The sequence below is a fragment of the Pantoea rwandensis genome, from assembly GCF_000759475.1.
Taxonomy (GTDB): Bacteria; Pseudomonadota; Gammaproteobacteria; order Enterobacterales; family Enterobacteriaceae; genus Pantoea; species Pantoea rwandensis_B.
The window spans coordinates 1,705,327-1,720,756 of sequence record NZ_CP009454.1 but is presented as its reverse complement, the minus strand read 5'-3'; the positions used below and the strand labels follow the sequence as shown (position 1 = coordinate 1,720,756).

Annotated in this window: 15 protein-coding genes; 10 read left to right on the top strand and 5 right to left on the bottom strand. The window is 50.4% G+C overall.

The genetic code is table 11. The features are described from left to right. Positions 1–176 precede the first annotated feature (176 nt). The 5 genes from ppk1 to mgtE all read left to right on the top strand — a co-directional run bounded on the left by ppk1 (position 177) and on the right by mgtE (position 6,292). On the top strand, positions 177–2,237 hold the full coding sequence (gene ppk1 / locus LH22_RS07830; protein ID WP_034825724.1) for a polyphosphate kinase 1: 2,061 nt from the start codon (positions 177–179) through the stop codon (positions 2,235–2,237). Positions 2,238–2,242: 5 nt separating this feature from the next. After that, positions 2,243–3,766, top strand: coding sequence for an exopolyphosphatase (gene ppx, locus LH22_RS07825; protein ID WP_038645449.1), 1,524 nt, complete (start codon positions 2,243–2,245; stop codon positions 3,764–3,766). Between the two features lie 27 nt (positions 3,767–3,793). Continuing rightward, positions 3,794–4,393 carry a tellurite resistance methyltransferase TehB gene (tehB, locus tag LH22_RS07820; protein WP_038645447.1) on the top strand — a complete coding sequence of 200 codons (600 nt, stop codon included), beginning with the start codon at positions 3,794–3,796 and terminating at the stop codon, positions 4,391–4,393. Positions 4,394–4,543: 150 nt separating this feature from the next. Further along, positions 4,544–4,732: a YfgG family protein gene (locus LH22_RS07815; RefSeq protein WP_034825717.1), complete on the top strand. Its 189-nt coding sequence runs from the start codon at positions 4,544–4,546 to the stop codon at positions 4,730–4,732. A 126-nt stretch (positions 4,733–4,858) separates the two neighbouring features. Further along, the gene (gene mgtE, locus LH22_RS07810; protein WP_038645445.1) at positions 4,859–6,292 is read left to right on the top strand and encodes a magnesium transporter; all 1,434 of its coding nucleotides are present in this window, start codon (positions 4,859–4,861) and stop codon (positions 6,290–6,292) included. A gap of 1 nt (position 6,293) precedes the next feature. Here mgtE and LH22_RS07805 read toward each other — a convergent pair whose 3' ends face one another. Then, a complete protein-coding gene (locus LH22_RS07805; RefSeq protein ID WP_038645442.1) occupies positions 6,294–6,788 on the bottom strand; it encodes a helix-turn-helix transcriptional regulator in 495 nt (164 codons plus the stop codon). Between the two features lie 10 nt (positions 6,789–6,798). Further along, positions 6,799–7,047 carry a hypothetical protein gene (locus tag LH22_RS20860; RefSeq protein WP_071845604.1) on the bottom strand — a complete coding sequence of 83 codons (249 nt, stop codon included), beginning with the start codon at positions 7,045–7,047 and terminating at the stop codon, positions 6,799–6,801. 215 nt (positions 7,048–7,262) lie between these two features. Here LH22_RS20860 and LH22_RS07800 point away from each other — a divergent pair, with 215 nt between their 5' ends. Further along, entirely contained in the window at positions 7,263–7,442 is a 180-nt protein-coding gene (locus LH22_RS07800; protein ID WP_034825711.1) for a hypothetical protein, read from the top strand. Positions 7,443–7,694: 252 nt separating this feature from the next. Here LH22_RS07800 and LH22_RS07795 read toward each other — a convergent pair whose 3' ends face one another. Then, positions 7,695–8,471 carry a DUF3750 domain-containing protein gene (locus tag LH22_RS07795; protein WP_038645440.1) on the bottom strand — a complete coding sequence of 259 codons (777 nt, stop codon included), beginning with the start codon at positions 8,469–8,471 and terminating at the stop codon, positions 7,695–7,697. Between the two features lie 250 nt (positions 8,472–8,721). On the opposite strand from LH22_RS07795, the gene LH22_RS07790 reads away from it, so the two are divergent. The 4 genes from LH22_RS07790 (at position 8,722) to LH22_RS07775 (ending at position 12,015) form a co-directional block, all read left to right on the top strand. Further along, entirely contained in the window at positions 8,722–9,051 is a 330-nt protein-coding gene (locus LH22_RS07790; RefSeq protein WP_038645438.1) for an addiction module antidote protein, read from the top strand. Between the two features lie 910 nt (positions 9,052–9,961). Then, positions 9,962–10,642: a hypothetical protein gene (locus LH22_RS07785; protein ID WP_038645436.1), complete on the top strand. Its 681-nt coding sequence runs from the start codon at positions 9,962–9,964 to the stop codon at positions 10,640–10,642. Positions 10,643–10,766: 124 nt separating this feature from the next. Next, positions 10,767–11,048, top strand: a complete 282-nt coding sequence (locus LH22_RS07780) for a hypothetical protein (RefSeq protein ID WP_038645435.1) — start codon at positions 10,767–10,769, stop codon at positions 11,046–11,048. 268 nt (positions 11,049–11,316) lie between these two features. Continuing rightward, entirely contained in the window at positions 11,317–12,015 is a 699-nt protein-coding gene (locus tag LH22_RS07775) for an HNH endonuclease (protein ID WP_038645433.1), read from the top strand. A 171-nt stretch (positions 12,016–12,186) separates the two neighbouring features. Here the strand turns inward: LH22_RS07775 and guaA are convergent, their stop codons facing one another. Both guaA and guaB read right to left on the bottom strand, forming a co-directional pair. Next, complete coding sequence (gene guaA, locus LH22_RS07770; RefSeq protein WP_038645431.1) at positions 12,187–13,767, bottom strand: glutamine-hydrolyzing GMP synthase; 1,581 nt, start codon at positions 13,765–13,767, stop codon at positions 12,187–12,189. A 72-nt stretch (positions 13,768–13,839) separates the two neighbouring features. Further along, entirely contained in the window at positions 13,840–15,306 is a 1,467-nt protein-coding gene (gene guaB / locus LH22_RS07765; RefSeq protein WP_038645429.1) for an IMP dehydrogenase, read from the bottom strand. Between the last annotated feature and the right edge of the window lie 124 nt (positions 15,307–15,430).

Genomic DNA, 15,430 nt, shown 5'->3' with positions numbered 1-15,430 from the left:
CTGGTTACAGGTGAAAACACGTCGCTATGTTGCCCGTAGCTGATTGATAAGACAACCTTTGACGTTGGACAAGCTTGCCATACTCTCGCCATAATGGTGACGGACACTGAGCGGAGGCGCATTTTTGCGATTTTCCCGCCGGACAATCCGTCCAGCAACAGCCTCACGGAGTCAGAATGGGTCAGGAAAAGCTGTATATAGAAAAAGAAATAAGCTGGTTAAGCTTCAACGAACGCGTATTACAGGAAGCGGCGGACAAGACTAACCCGCTGATTGAGCGCATGCGCTTCCTGGGAATCTATTCCAACAATCTCGAAGAGTTCTACAAAGTGCGCTTCGCCGATCTGAAACGTCGCATTCTGATTGGTGAGGAACAGGGCACGCCGACGACCCTTCGTCATATCTTGAAAAAAATTCAGCTGCGGGTGCAGAAATCGGATCAGGAATTCGATGCGCTGTACAACGACCTGCTGCTGGAAATGGCCCGTAATCAGATCTTCCTGATTAACGAACGCCAGCTGTCGCCGAATCAGCAAGAGTGGCTGCGCTATTACTTCAAACATCAATTACGCCAGCACGTCACGCCGATTCTGATTAACCACGACACCGATCTGATTGAATTCCTCAAAGACGACTACACCTATCTGGCGGTCGAGATCATTCGCGGCGACGATATTCGTTATGCGCTGCTGGAAATCCCGTCCGACAAAGTTCCCCGTTTCGTCAACTTACCGGCTGAATCACCGCGTCGTCGCAAGCCGATGATTCTGCTGGATAACATCCTGCGCTATTGCCTGGATGAAATCTTCAAAGGCTTCTTCGATTACGATGCGCTGAATGCTTATTCAATGAAGATGACGCGCGATGCTGAGTACGATCTGGTTACTGAGATGGAATCGAGCCTGCTGGAATTGATGTCCTCCAGCCTGAAGCAGCGTCTCAACGCAGAACCGGTGCGCTTTGTGTATCAGCGTGATATGCCGGATGCGATGGTGGAAATGCTGCGCCATAAGCTGTCGATTTCGAACTACGATTCGATTGTGCCGGGCGGTCGTTACCACAACTTTAAAGACTTTATCGGCTTCCCGAACGTCGGCAAAGCCAACCTGGAAAACCGTCCGCTGCCGCAAATTCGCCACATCGGCTTTGATGGCTTCCGCAACGGTTTCGATGCCATCCGTAATCGTGATGTGCTGCTCTACTATCCTTATCACACCTTTGAGCACGTGCTGGAGCTGCTGCGCCAGGCGTCATTCGACCCAAGCGTGCTGGCGATTAAGATCAACATTTATCGCGTGGCCAAAAACTCACGCATCATGGATGCGATGATCCACGCCGCCTACAACGGTAAAAAAGTCACGGTGGTAGTTGAGCTGCAGGCGCGCTTTGATGAAGAAGCCAACATTCGCTGGGCGAAACGCCTGACCGAAGCGGGCGTGCACGTGATCTTCTCTGCGCCAGGCTTGAAAATTCACGCCAAGCTGTTCCTGATTTCACGTCGTGAAGGCGATGAAATCGTGCGTTATGCGCATATCGGTACCGGCAACTTCAACGAAAAAACCGCACGCATTTATACTGACTATTCATTGCTGACTGCCGATGCGCGTATCACCAATGAAGTGCGTCGCGTGTTTAACTTTATTGAAAACCCGTATCGCCCGGTGACGTTCGAGCACTTACTGGTGTCGCCGCAAAACTCGCGCGACATGCTGTATAAGTTGATCGATGCCGAGATCGCTAATGCTCAGCAGAAAAAACCGGCCGGCATTACGCTGAAAATCAATAACCTCGTCGATAACGGCCTGGTGGATCGCCTTTATGCCGCGTCATCTGCGGGCGTGAAGATCAATTTGCTGGTGCGCGGCATGTGTTCTCTGATCCCTGATTTACCGGGCATCAGTGAAAATATTCGCATTACCAGCATCGTTGACCGTTATCTTGAGCACGACCGCGTCTATATTTTTGAGAGCGGCGGCGAGAAAAAGGTTTATCTCTCTTCCGCAGACTGGATGACGCGTAATATCGATCACCGCATTGAGGTGGCCGTGGCGATTCTCGATCCCCGCGTGAAGCAGCGCATTCTGGATATCATTGCCATTCTGTTGAGTGATACCGTAAAAGCGCGCATCGTGGACAAAGAACTGAGTAACCGTTATGTTCCGCGCGGCAATCGCAAGAAGGTGCGCTCGCAGCTGGCGATTTACGATTACATCAAGAAACTGGAACAACCCGAATAACGCCTATGCCAATTTCCCATAAAAGTACGCCGAAACCGCAGGAATTTGCTGCCATCGATCTGGGCTCAAACAGCTTTCACATGGTCATTGCCCGTGTGGTCGATGGCGCCCTGCAAGTGTTGGGGCGATTGAAACAGCGCGTGCATCTGGCCGATGGGTTAGATGCAAAAAATCGCCTGAGCGATGAGGCGATGGAGCGTGGCCTGAGCTGCCTGGCGCTGTTTGCGGAGCGCTTACAGGGGTTCAGCCCGGCAAACGTCACCATTGTCGGTACCCACACGCTGCGTATCGCCACCAATGCTGAAGAGTTCCTGCAGCGTGCGGCGGAGGTGATCCCTTATCCGATTGAAGTCATCTCTGGCAACGAAGAAGCACGTTTGATTTTCATGGGCGTGGAGCATACGCAGCCGGAGAAAGGCCGCAAGCTGGTGATCGATATCGGCGGCGGTTCAACCGAGCTGGTGATCGGTGAGGATTTTGAACCGCAGCTGGTGGAAAGCCGCCGCATGGGTTGTGTCAGCTTTGCCAATCTCTATTTCCCGAAAGGGGAAATTTCGCCTGAACACTTCCGTCGCGCGCGTTTGTCCGCAGCGCAGAAGCTGGAAACCATGGCTTGGCAATATCGTCTGCACGGCTGGCAGTATGCGCTCGGCGCTTCAGGCTCGATCAAAGCGGCCTGCGAAGTGCTGCTGGCAATGGGTGAAAAAGAGAAGCTGATCACGCCGGAAACGCTGGAGATGCTGGTCTCTGAGGTGCTGAAGCACAAGTCGTTTAATGCGTTGAGCCTGCCGGGCTTGTCAGAAGAGCGGAAAGCGGTGTTTGTGCCGGGCTTAGCGATTCTGTGTGGCGTATTTGATGCGCTGGCAATTCGTGAACTGCGCCTGTCTGATGGCGCACTGCGTGAAGGTGTGCTGTATGAGATGGAAGGCCGTTTCCGTCATCAGGATATTCGCAGCCGCACCGCACAAAGTCTGGCAAACCATTACGCCATCGATAGCGATCAGGCGCGTCGTGTGCTGGAAACCACCGAGCAGCTGTATCTGCAGTGGCTGGATCAAAATCCTAAGCTGGCAAATCCACAGCTTTCCGCGCTGCTGAAGTGGGCTGCACTGCTGCATGAAGTCGGATTGACCATCAATCACAGCGGCATGCAGCGCCATTCAGCTTACATCCTGCAGAACTCCAACATGCCTGGTTTTAACCAGGATCAACAGATGTTGTTGGCCATGCTGGTACGCTATCACCGTAAAGCGGTGAAGCAGGATGAAATGCCCCGTTTCACCTTGTTCAAAAAGAAACAGTTCCTGCCGATGGTGTTCCTGTTGCGTCTGGGCACGCTGCTGAATAATCAGCGCCAGGCAACAACCAAGCCGGACTCGCTCAAGCTCAAGGCCGATGACAGCACCTGGACGCTGACTTTCCCGCGTGGCTATCTGAGCCAGAATACGCTGGTGCAGCTGGATCTGGAGCGCGAGCAAGCTTACTGGAATGATGTTACCGGCTGGAAACTGACGCTGGAAGAGGAGTAATGCGGGCTGCTGGCCCGCTGTATCACTATGACAATACGCCCCGATAACTATTTCGCGGAAAAATATGGTCTGACGCCGACCCACTCCGAAGTGCTGGCTGCACTGCCAAAACTGGAAGTGGGCAAAGCGTTAGATCTCGGTTGCGGCCAGGGCCGTAACAGCCTGTTCCTGAATCAGCACGGCTTTGATGTGACGGCCTGGGACAGCAATCCCGTGAGCCTTGAGCGTCTGAATAGCATTATTCAGGAAGAGAATCTGGAGAACATTCGCACTGAGCTGTGCGATCTCAACCAGGTGCGTTTCAATGGCGGCTATCAGTTCGTGCTCTCCACGGTGGTGATGATGTTCCTGCAACCGGAATCCATCCCACAGCTGATCGCCGATATGCAAGCCAGTACGGTGAAATATGGCTACAACCTGATTGTGGCGGCGATGAGCACGGATGATTATCCCAACTCGCAGAATTTCCCGTTCACCTTCAAATCCGGCGAGTTGAGCCATTACTACCGCAACTGGCACATCGTGAAGTACAACGAGGATATCGGTGAACTGCATCGCCAGGATGAAAACGGCGATCGCATCAAATACCGTTTCGCTACGCTACTGGCGCAAAAAGCCAGCTATTGATGACCAGGCCGCGAGATGCGGCCTAATCTGATTTTGATCAACGCAACTTTAACCGTTACTGCTCATTTTTCGCACAGCGATTGACCTGGCGATCTAACTGTGACTAAATGTTGCCATCGCCCAGCCGGGCATTTACAGGAACCACCCCGCGTGAACAGCGCCATCCCAGCACGAAGACGTCCCAAAACCGGTACCATGACTCGCATTATTTTGCTGATCAGTTTCTTTATTTTGGTTGGCCGTCTGATTTTCATCATCCCCGGTGCCATTGAGCATCATCAGCAAAAAAAAGCCGCACCTGAGCCGGTCACCACACTGAGCACCAGCGATTCGCGCTAAGGAACTTGCGGGTCATCGTTGCTTGCCGCTTCACATTGCCCGTTTGTGACAATGCTGCTAAATACGCCCTGATTACCCGCAACGCGCTACACTTTGACCTGACTTTACAGACACAAGGGACGCGTTATGTCTGCTCCGTATGCACAACAATTAACTGAAATCCGCCAGCGCATCTTGCATCTGCTCCTTAGCGAGGACGATCTCGTTGATGTGCTGCTGGATAAATCTATCGATCTCAATGCCGCCGAGCTGCGGGAGATCACCGACTGGCGCCATCAGCTGGAAGAAGAGCTGCAGCAGCTGCATGCTGCTGACTTAGCGGATATCCTCGAAGCGCTCCCTGAACAAGAACGTCTGGCATTATGGCGCCTTGTGCCCTCCGAGCAGCGCGGCCGCGTGCTGGTCGAAGCTTCAGAAACCGTCTGGGCCAGCCTGACGGAAGGTATGACTGATCGCGAGATTCTGCACGCTATTGAGCCGCTGGACATCGACGATCAGGTATATCTGGCACGCTATCTGCCGCGTGACTTAACCGGACGTTTGCTCACCACGCTAGAGCCAAACCTGCGTGCACGCCTGCTGGAAGTGATCGAGCTTGATCGCGACCGCGTGGGCCAGGTGATGGATTTCAACATTCTGACCGTCCGCTCTGACGTTACCCTCGCTACCGTGCAGCGTTTCCTGCGTAAGCGCAAAAGCATGCCGGATGGCACCGATAAAATCTTTATTACCGACGAACAGAACCAACTGCTGGGTGAGTTATCGCTTACCGACATTTTGCTCAACAAGCCTAAAACGCTGGTTTCTGATGTGATGAATGCGCGCCCGACCACCTTTCAGCTTGATGACAAAGCCGAAGAAGCGGCCAGTGCCTTTGAACGTTATAACCTGATCTCCGCCGCCGTTATTGATGCTAAAGGCAAGCTGATTGGGCGTATTACCGTAGAAGACGTGATCGATCTGGTCAATGAAGAGAACGAAAGCAACATCCGTAAGATGGGGGGTATCAGTCAGGGCGAAGATGTGTTCGCGCCCGTGCGCAAAGCGGTTGGCAAGCGCTGGGCGTGGCTCGCCATCAATCTGTGTACTGCATTTATCGCTTCCCGTGTGATTGGCCTGTTTGAAGAGACGATATCCCAACTGGTGGCGTTGGCGGCACTGATGCCCATCGTGGCCGGAATTGGTGGTAACACCGGCAACCAGACCATCACCATGATTGTGCGCGCCCTGGCGCTGCATCAGGTGGAACCCGGTAACTTCTCCTTCCTGGTGGTGCGCGAACTCGGCGTTGCCCTGATCAACGGGCTGTTCTGGGGCGGAATCATGGGCAGCATCACCTGGTTGATGTATGACAACCTGCAACTCGGTGGCGTGATGATGCTGGCAATGGTGCTTAACCTGCTGCTGGCGGCACTAATGGGCGTGCTGATTCCGTTGATCATGACCAAGATGAAACGCGACCCGGCGGTAGGCTCCAGCGTGCTGATCACCGCCATCACCGACACCGGCGGTTTCTTTATTTTCCTTGGATTGGCAACGGTGTTTTTGCTGCACCATTAAATCAAAGACAGTGCGCGTAACGTTGCAGCGCTTGCTGCAAATTGAGTTGTAACGTTGCGCGTGCCAGTTCGCTGATGCCTGGTGTTACGCGGGATGAGCCGCGTTGATTTAACCACTCGACCACATCGACAAGGTGCCACAGCGCGGTTTTACCATCATGAATTGGACGTGGAAACTGCGGGCTGTGAGTGAGCATTAACTTACGCATATTCTGGCGCGACACGCCAATCAACTCAGCAATATCCGTGAGGCCCACCAGATCGGGGGCCGCTTCAATCAGTTCAGCATCGGGTAAAGCCTGAGTGACTTCAGCTAAGGCATCGCGAATCGCTTGCTGCGCACTCTCCGCTTCCCGGCAGTACATCAGACTAAATTTGCCTGCTACGCCGTTGCCCACCAGCGCATCAGTGCAATCGGCAGCGCCGAGTCGTTCCAGGGCTTCGTCATCAGAAACGGCCTCACTCAACTGAAAACGCAACGTGAATTCAAATTCCATTTTTTCATCCTTATCGTTTCACTCTTGAGCAGTTATCCACCACTCGCTTTAACATCCTGGCGTGATTTTCAGGGCTCTTAGGCGTGCTCCAGATACAGGTAATACAGAAATCACCGCATCGACACTCTGCCGAATTCTCCGGACAATACATTTTGCCCCACGCATGATGCCCACCTTGCACAATTTTCCATCCCTGAACTTCCGCATAACGTAAAACACTCTCAATCTCTTTGTGCGGGTGTCGCTTCCGTTCTGACATTGCATGCCACATTATACTTTGATTTTATGGTTGTCAACTGACAACCATCACGAATATTCAGAGGCTATGTCAGCAGTATTTAAGGCGAGAAAAACAAGAAGTGTCTTGAGAATCCCTACTTATATTGTTGTTGGAAAACAGCGCACAAAATCGAGCGCGCCTGAGTTCAAGCGCATATACACTTAGCGCTATCACTGACCTGAGGGAGAAACAGTATGTTTAAAGTTGATGATTTTGTGCAGTCGAAGACCGGTGGCCCAAAGATGCAGGTCACACGGGTGGAAGGTGAGTTGCTATGGTGCGCGCGTATTGACGATCCCATCAAACGTGAGATCGAGGTCAGAGCAGATAGCGTGAATTTGTATCATGAAGAGGGCGATTTCGGCGTGTGCTGATGCTTCCGTTACGCGATAAATAGCGCCGCTACTGGTCAGTGCACCCTGCCATAGCGGTGTAATTTATTGTGTAATGCCTGGTTTTGATCGCCATGAATGTCGCCCTACATTGCTCGGTGCGGTAAATGACGCCCTTACATTGTTTAGTGCGGTTTTCGTAGAGTGCGCATTCATGCGTACCAGGTTAAATAGCACTCACTGGCTTAAGTGAGTGTCATTAGGCAATTTATTGCATGACGTGAACGCAGACAATCACGGATTGTCCTTTTGCAGATTATCTTGACCAATCCCGCCAATAAACGGCAAGCGCAGTTTTAATGGCGTGAAGTCCAGCCCCAGATTCAATCCCAGCATATTCACTTCCAGCCCTTCTTCCGCCCCCAGGGTGACGCCTAACACACCCAGCAAGGACACCTGTAACCCGCGCCCCGACGGTGGTAATCCAATTGGATGAAGCAGAGAGCGATAATCTTTGCCCAAAGCATTGGCAGGCAAATCCAGCTTCAACGCAGGCACTTCACGGCCAATATGCGCCATAAAGGTGTTACTGTTCGGTCCCGGCCAGGCATGATAGGTCGTTGGCCATGGGTAGGATTTTATCGCCGCTTCGATCTGCGAAATCATCGCTTCGGCTTCCCTACCACGATGCTCCACCAGTAAACGCGGTTTCGCACCGTACCAGTATCCATCCGGCAGGTTTGCGTTACGACGCACCTTATCCCCGCTGCCCCAGCTGATCACTTCGTAGCGGTTGTACTGCGTCTCCCCTGCACGCTTAAAAATGATCCACGGATGTACCGCGACAGCGCCCTTCCAGCCATAAGTGGGCGCGGCGTAGACCTGCACAATTGCCAGATTGGCATATTGGTGTGGGTCCGGCGCTAACCCGGCCGAATCCCGTCGCGCCGTCGCCCAACCACCGCGCTCGCTGGTCAACTCACCGGTGCGCGTGGCCTGCGCCAGGCTGGCTGCCAGCGAGAGCAACACAATACAGAGGAAAGAGAGTAGAAAGGCTTTCAATGGCAGCATCGACGGCATCCTGATGAGTAATCATTCACCCGCCATCATGCATTGGTTTAGGTGAGTTTGTATTCACTAACTATGCGATAGGGCAAATCGTTGTGAAAACTGATGTTGGTTACACACAAGAGATTGGAATGCATCTCGCAGTTGCGCACTCTTATTTGACCCTTGCCTTGCGTCAATGTCACTTATAAAAGACAATTTTTGCTGGATTGAATGCTTGCGAGGACGCTATGCAACACACCGAGGTAACAGCATGACTATCATCAATCAATCTGTACCAAAGAAAACCGTAGTCAGCCACGACGATGCGATGGTAGGAGAGCTGCGAGCAAACCCTGATTACGCTGAAATCTACCTGCAAACAGCGCTGGAAGATATCTACGAAGAAGGCGGGATTGCTGCCTTTCTGATTGCCCTCCGCCGGGTTGTTGAAGCCCGAGGTGGCATTAGCGAAATATCTCGCAAGTCCGGATTGTCGCGCCAGCAGTTGTACAAGACACTCTCTGAAAAAGGAAATCCAACGCTCACTACCCTTACAGAGATTACCCGTGCAGCTGGCGTTAGACTGATTCCACACATCTAAAGAAAAAGCCCGCATTTAAGCGGGCTTGATCGGCAATTCAATTAGCGGAAATCATTTCTACTCAATCATTTACTACCAACCTAATTTAATGAAAAGTATGCTGCGAGTAGTTTTATCATCATTCGATACTGTCTGCCGTACCGTTATCAGTGGGAAGTAATTATTTATTGAGCTTATTTATGATGGGATCAGTACGTGAATTGCGGACTGCATCGTATGCTTTCTCACACGTAATGGTAACACGCCCGCGTCGGTCAGCTTCGACTACATAATATTCCTCCGCTGCGCAAATTTATTGGTACAATTCGCCGTGCAATTATCCGGAGTTGGCCCCTGTCTTTCCGCTTGTGACAATTACGGTTTCGCTGCTGAAGTCTGGCGATCGTTGCCCGTATTCCTAACGCTGAACAGCAGCGCGGGCAGCATCAGCTTTAAGTGTCTCCTCATCAGCATCTATTTTTATCTGAAGAATATTAGCCTAGCGGGTTAGTTCAATGCTGCGCTGATCCTGCGTGAGTGCTGTGCGCTCGCGGAGAACTGGCACCAACAATTAGTCGATCAGTTGGAGCTACAAGTCTAAGCTACCGCTCTAGAGTTTATCAGCCAGCCAGAGCACCGGGAGGCACCCGGCACTACGCCATATCGATGATAGCATTTGCCGGGTGTTTTCAGACGCTTTAGAGACGGTAAGTTTCATCAACGACGTGCCATTGGACCGTTCCATCCATTGCTGTGTAGCCTTAAGGCGGCTCAGTGTTTCACTCAATTTTCACTGTGCCCGAGGAGGTGCAATTCCCTGAGTATTGATTCTGGTTACCCGCTCCTTGCGTGTATTTATTCCGAACTAAGACTTTTCTTAGTTTACATTCTTGGTTATTATCGAATCACCCATTACCAATCTTCTTATACCATGATCGATTTCATCAAAGAGTTGCTGGCATCTCTCAAAAAAACTTCTAAGGAAAGAATAAGCAACCCGTTTTATGGTGTATTTATTTTTGCTTGGTTGGCATTTAACTGGGAAGCTGTTGCCATTCTGTTATTCAGCGACCTTCACATGCAGGAAAGAGTCAGGTTTATAAACTCAGCTTATCCATTGATGCATGTTCCACCTTTCATAGCATCTGTCATTCTAACTTTTATACTTCCCTGGTGTACCGAGAAAATCACTTTCTTTCAGTCAAAATCACTTAGTCGAACTTCTTCTTTGTTGGCAATAAGAAAAAAGAAAATGCTTACAGCTGATATTTCAGTGGAAAGATTTAGAGCTAAGAAGGATGTTGCCTATGAACGTTACAAAGTAGGAGCAGAAAAAGAAGTTCAATCGATGAAGGAAGAGATCACCCTTTCAACCAATAGAACGGGCGAAATGACGCAAGAAAGAGATGTAGCATTATCTAAGCTTTCAGATTTAAGAAGCCAGTATTCTAAAGCTCAGAAAGATTTAGAAATGAGCGCGAAATTAGTCGTTGATTATGAAGATATCAAGAACTCTCTTATGCAAGAAGTTTCTGCCAGAAAGAAAGCTGAAGAACGTTGTGCAGACCTACAAGAAGATATTTTTAGCATTAACAGAGAAATGCAATATTAAAAATCATTGCTGGAAGAAAATAAGATTCCCTCATATCCATTAATGACTGAATCAATGGGAGTCGGAACAGAATCATTTCACAGTGATAAGCTAAAGAATGACTGATTTGTAACTCAGGGGGCCCATGAAGATCAAACAGAAAATCGTCAATGTATTTGTGAACTATACGCATGAATGGAACATGGCTATGCACAATGCAATTGAACGCAAAGTGTTCGAAGGCTATCACGCCCTTCACCCTCATGGTTTAAAGGACGGTGACGCTGTCGAAAAATACATTGATAACATGCGGAATTTTTACTATCAGCGGATGATTAACACAGCAACGATGCTGCTGACCGGAGTATCACTACTTGTTGCTATCATTGCCCTAATAGTGGCGCTTATAACGATTCATTTTAGTTAAGAAAACAGGTTGTAATCTATATCAATGCGACTCATTTCTTGCCCACCATTACCAGCGAAGTGACGCTCCATCACCGGGAAGTAGGTCAAGAGGGTTATAATCCTAGTTGTGATTTAAGAGTTATAGAATATGTCATTAAATATATCCAAAGCCGTTTTGAAAATCATTTACAAAAGCATTAAGTAATATAAACAAACCTACATCTCTAGCGAACTTAAAGTCAGCGCCTACAATAAATCGCTGTTTAGTGTATTCATATGGAGTTGCAATGGATTCATATTTAGATATTTTACCTAAAGGTTCTACAGCAGTTGCAGTGAAAACAAAAGGACATAACTTCTTCATTGATAATGAGGGGATATCATCTACTGGTTGTTGGGTTGTATCAAATTATAGGGTCGATGATTATGTAATCGTTTTTCATCAAACTAGCACCGATAATTACGTCTACATTGGTGAGTTTGTCGGTAAAAACGCTGAAGAATATACCGAGCGGCAAGGAAAAAGATATCCCCGCTATCGAATTTTCATTAAAAACCTAAAGCTTGCTCTAAAAACAAATACAACATGGACCTCTTTCGTAGGAAAAAATAATGGTGGTTTCGAGCGGATTTATTTGGAAAACGAAGGGCAGAAAAAGCCTAAATATCTAGATCCCGACTCTATTGAAGCCGAAGAAGGATATAAAAAAGACTTTAACCGAATGACGAGTATTAGAGATAGAAAATTAGCTGACGCGAGGAAAAAAAATGATAATTACACTTGTCAGTCATGTAACAACCAATACTTTGTAAATAACAAGTATATTATCGACTGTCATCATTTAAATCCAATCAATTTAGGGAAAAGAAAAACAAAAATAGAAGATCTAATATCGTTGTGTCCTACATGTCATCGAATTGCGCATACTCGAGTCCCCCCATATTCTTTGAGAGAGTTAAGAGAGATCATGGAAAAGCATGCTTAATCTTATTGACTTTAATTGGTTTAAGGTTCGTATTCAGTTGAGAATTAAGTAGATGTACTACTTAGACTATGTGATGCAAAAATTGCCAAATAATCTTAAGTCAAAACCGCAAAAGCCCGCAACTAAGCGGGCTTTTGGGTATTTTTAGCTAAACAATTCCTGACGCGGAGGTCACTCCCACTCAATCGTGGCCGGTGGCTTACCTGAGATATCGTAAACCACGCGAGAAATGCCGTTTACTTCGTTGATGATGCGGTTGGAGACACGGCCGAGGAAATCGTACGGCAGGTGCGCCCAGTGCGCGGTCATGAAGTCGATGGTTTCTACTGCACGCAGTGAAACAACCCAATCATATTTACGACCGTCGCCCATTACGCCAACAGAGCGCACTGGCAGGAACACGGTGAAGGCCTGGCTAACTTTGTTGTACAGGTCAGCTTTATGCAGTTCTTCGATGAAGATTGCATCCGCACGACGCAGCAGGTCGCAGTACTCTTTCTTCACTTCGCCGAGGACACGCACGCCCAAACCTGGACCTGGGAACGGATGGCGATACAGCATGGCGTATGGCAGACCCAGTTCCAGACCGATCTTACGCACTTCGTCTTTGAACAGCTCTTTCAGCGGCTCAACCAGGCCCATCTTCATCTCTTTCGGCAGACCGCCCACGTTGTGATGCGATTTGATCACGTGCGCCTTGCCGGTAGCAGAAGCAGCAGACTCGATCACGTCTGGATAGATGGTGCCCTGTGCCAGCCATTTCACGTCAGTCAACTTCAGCGCTTCTTCGTCGAACACTTCAACGAACACGCGGCCGATAATCTTACGCTTGGCTTCTGGATCGTTCTCGCCCGCCAGTGCGTCAAGGAAACGATTCTCAGCGGCAACGTGAACGATGTTCAGACCAAAGTGGTCGCCAAACATGTCCATGACCTGCTCAGCTTCATTCAGACGCAGCAGGCCGTTGTCCACGAACACACAGGTCAGACGATCGCCGATGGCACGGTGCAGCAGCATCGCGGTAACAGAGGAATCCACGCCACCTGACAGGCCCAGGATCACTTTATCCTGACCGACCTGCTCACGAATACGCTCTACCGCATCTTCGATGATCTTAGCTGGGGTCCACAGTGCTTCACAGCCGCAGATGTCGCGGATGAAGCGCTCCAGCATGCGCAGGCCCTGACGGGTATGCGTCACTTCTGGGTGGAACTGCACGCCGTAGAATTTCTTCTCTTCGTTAGCCATGATGGCGAACGGACAGGTTTCGGTGCTGGCAACCGTTTCAAAACCTGCTGGGATGGCGGTCACTTTGTCACCGTGGCTCATCCACACGTCCAGCAACGGTTTGCCGGCAGCGCTGATGGCATCTTCGATGTCACGCACCAGTGCGCTCTGCGTCAGCACTTCAACCTGCGCATATCCAAACTCACGCTCGTTGGAGCCTTCAACCTTGCCGCCCAACTGCATTGCCATGGTCTGCATGCCGTAGCACACGCCCAGCACCGGTACGCCAGCATTGAACACGTATTCTGGTGCACGTGGGCTGTTCAGCTCAGTGGTGCTTTCCGGGCCACCTGACAGGATGATGCCGTTTGGATTGAAGCTACGAATCTGCTCTTCGGTGACATCCCACGCCCAGAGTTCGCAGTAGACGCCCAGCTCACGCACGCGGCGCGCGACCAGCTGCGTATACTGAGAACCAAAATCGAGGATCAAAATGCGATGTTTATGAATATTTTCAGTCGTCATTGAGGCGTTTCCATTGGGATGGACTTAATAATAAAAGCGCCCGGCAGGTGCCGGGCGTTGAATCTTACGGGATTATGAACCCATGCGGTAGTTCGGTGACTCTTTGGTGATGGTCACATCATGCACGTGGCTTTCGTTGATACCTGCGCCACTGATGCGCACGAACTCAGCTTTAGTACGCAGATCGTTGATGGTTGGGCAACCGGTCAGGCCCATGCAAGAGCGCAGACCGCCCATTTGCTGGTGCACGATCTCTTTCAGACGGCCTTTGTACGCTACGCGACCTTCGATACCTTCTGGTACCAGTTTGTCGGCGGCGTTATCGGTCTGGAAGTAACGGTCAGATGAGCCTTTAGACATCGCGCCCAGTGAACCCATACCACGGTAAGATTTGAACGAACGGCCCTGATACAGCTCGATTTCGCCTGGAGATTCTTCAGTACCCGCCAGCATAGAACCGACCATCACCGCGGCCGCGCCTGCGGCGATCGCTTTGGCGATGTCACCTGAGAAACGAATACCACCATCAGCCACAACCGGGATACCGGTACCTTCCAGCGCAGCAACCGCATCAGAAACGGCGGTGATCTGTGGTACACCTACGCCAGTCACGATACGCGTGGTGCAGATTGAGCCAGGGCCGATACCCACTTTCACCGCGCTCACGCCCGCTTCGGCCAGTGCCAATGCACCTGCACCGGTCGCCACGTTGCCACCGATGATGTCCAGGTCTGGATACTTCGCACGGGTTTCACGGATACGTTGCAGAACGCCTTCAGAGTGACCGTGAGAAGAGTCGATCAGCAGAACGTCAACGCCCGCAGCAACCAGCGCGTCAACACGCTCTTCGTTACCCGCGCCCGCTCCAACCGCAGCACCAACACGCAGACGGCCTTCCGCATCTTTACAGGCGTTAGGTTTACGTTCTGCTTTCTGGAAATCTTTAACGGTAATCATGCCCAGCAGGTGGAAGCTGTCATCAACAACCAGCGCTTTCTCAACACGTTTTTCGTGCATTTTCTGCAGAACGATGTCGCGCGCTTCACCCTCTTTAACAGTGACCAGACGCTCTTTCGGTGTCATCACTGCGGAAACTGGCAGGCTCAGGTCAGTCACAAAGCGCACGTCACGACCGGTGATGATACCGACCAGTTCGTTGTCTGTGTTCACAACCGGATATCCCGCAAAGCCGTTGCGCTCGGTCAGCTCTTGCACTGCCGCCAGCGTGGTGGTTGGCAGCACAGTTTGCGGATCGGTCACTACGCCACTTTCGTGTTTTTTCACTTTGCGAACTTCATCCGCCTGGCGCTCAATCGACATGTTTTTGTGGATAAAGCCCAGACCACCTTCCTGCGCCAGTGCAATTGCCAGACCGGCTTCGGTCACGGTGTCCATGGCAGCAGACAGCATAGGGATGTTCAGACGGATGTTTTTCGTCAGTTGGGTGCTGAGATCAGCGGTGTTCGGTAAGACAGTGGAGTGAGCTGGAACGAGCAGAACGTCGTCAAAAGTGAGGGCTTGTTTAGTGATTCTTAGCATTGCAATATCTCCACCTGGGGGCGATTAAAACAGATAAAATATTGCCGCGGCATTATACAGGCCGAAATCGATTGCCTCCAGTGTTTTTTAGGAAAAAGTCTTGATCCTTCGGGTGAGCAATGTA

What these genes read in the sequence shown, in the direction of transcription:
- ppk1 (WP_034825724.1), top strand. Translation starts at nt 177, where the DNA reads ATGGGTCAGGAAAAGCTGTATATAGAAAAAGAAATAAGCTGGTTAAGC.
- ppx (WP_038645449.1), top strand. Translation starts at nt 2,243, where the DNA reads ATGCCAATTTCCCATAAAAGTACGCCGAAACCGCAGGAATTTGCTGCC.
- tehB (WP_038645447.1), top strand. Translation starts at nt 3,794, where the DNA reads ATGACAATACGCCCCGATAACTATTTCGCGGAAAAATATGGTCTGACG.
- mgtE (WP_038645445.1), top strand. Translation starts at nt 4,859, where the DNA reads ATGTCTGCTCCGTATGCACAACAATTAACTGAAATCCGCCAGCGCATC.
- LH22_RS07805 (WP_038645442.1), bottom strand. Translation starts at nt 6,788, where the DNA reads ATGGAATTTGAATTCACGTTGCGTTTTCAGTTGAGTGAGGCCGTTTCT.
- LH22_RS20860 (WP_071845604.1), bottom strand. Translation starts at nt 7,047, where the DNA reads ATGTCAGAACGGAAGCGACACCCGCACAAAGAGATTGAGAGTGTTTTA.
- LH22_RS07800 (WP_034825711.1), top strand. Translation starts at nt 7,263, where the DNA reads ATGTTTAAAGTTGATGATTTTGTGCAGTCGAAGACCGGTGGCCCAAAG.
- LH22_RS07795 (WP_038645440.1), bottom strand. Translation starts at nt 8,471, where the DNA reads ATGCTGCCATTGAAAGCCTTTCTACTCTCTTTCCTCTGTATTGTGTTG.
- LH22_RS07790 (WP_038645438.1), top strand. Translation starts at nt 8,722, where the DNA reads ATGACTATCATCAATCAATCTGTACCAAAGAAAACCGTAGTCAGCCAC.
- LH22_RS07785 (WP_038645436.1), top strand. Translation starts at nt 9,962, where the DNA reads ATGATCGATTTCATCAAAGAGTTGCTGGCATCTCTCAAAAAAACTTCT.
- LH22_RS07780 (WP_038645435.1), top strand. Translation starts at nt 10,767, where the DNA reads ATGAAGATCAAACAGAAAATCGTCAATGTATTTGTGAACTATACGCAT.
- LH22_RS07775 (WP_038645433.1), top strand. Translation starts at nt 11,317, where the DNA reads ATGGATTCATATTTAGATATTTTACCTAAAGGTTCTACAGCAGTTGCA.
- guaA (WP_038645431.1), bottom strand. Translation starts at nt 13,767, where the DNA reads ATGACGACTGAAAATATTCATAAACATCGCATTTTGATCCTCGATTTT.
- guaB (WP_038645429.1), bottom strand. Translation starts at nt 15,306, where the DNA reads ATGCTAAGAATCACTAAACAAGCCCTCACTTTTGACGACGTTCTGCTC.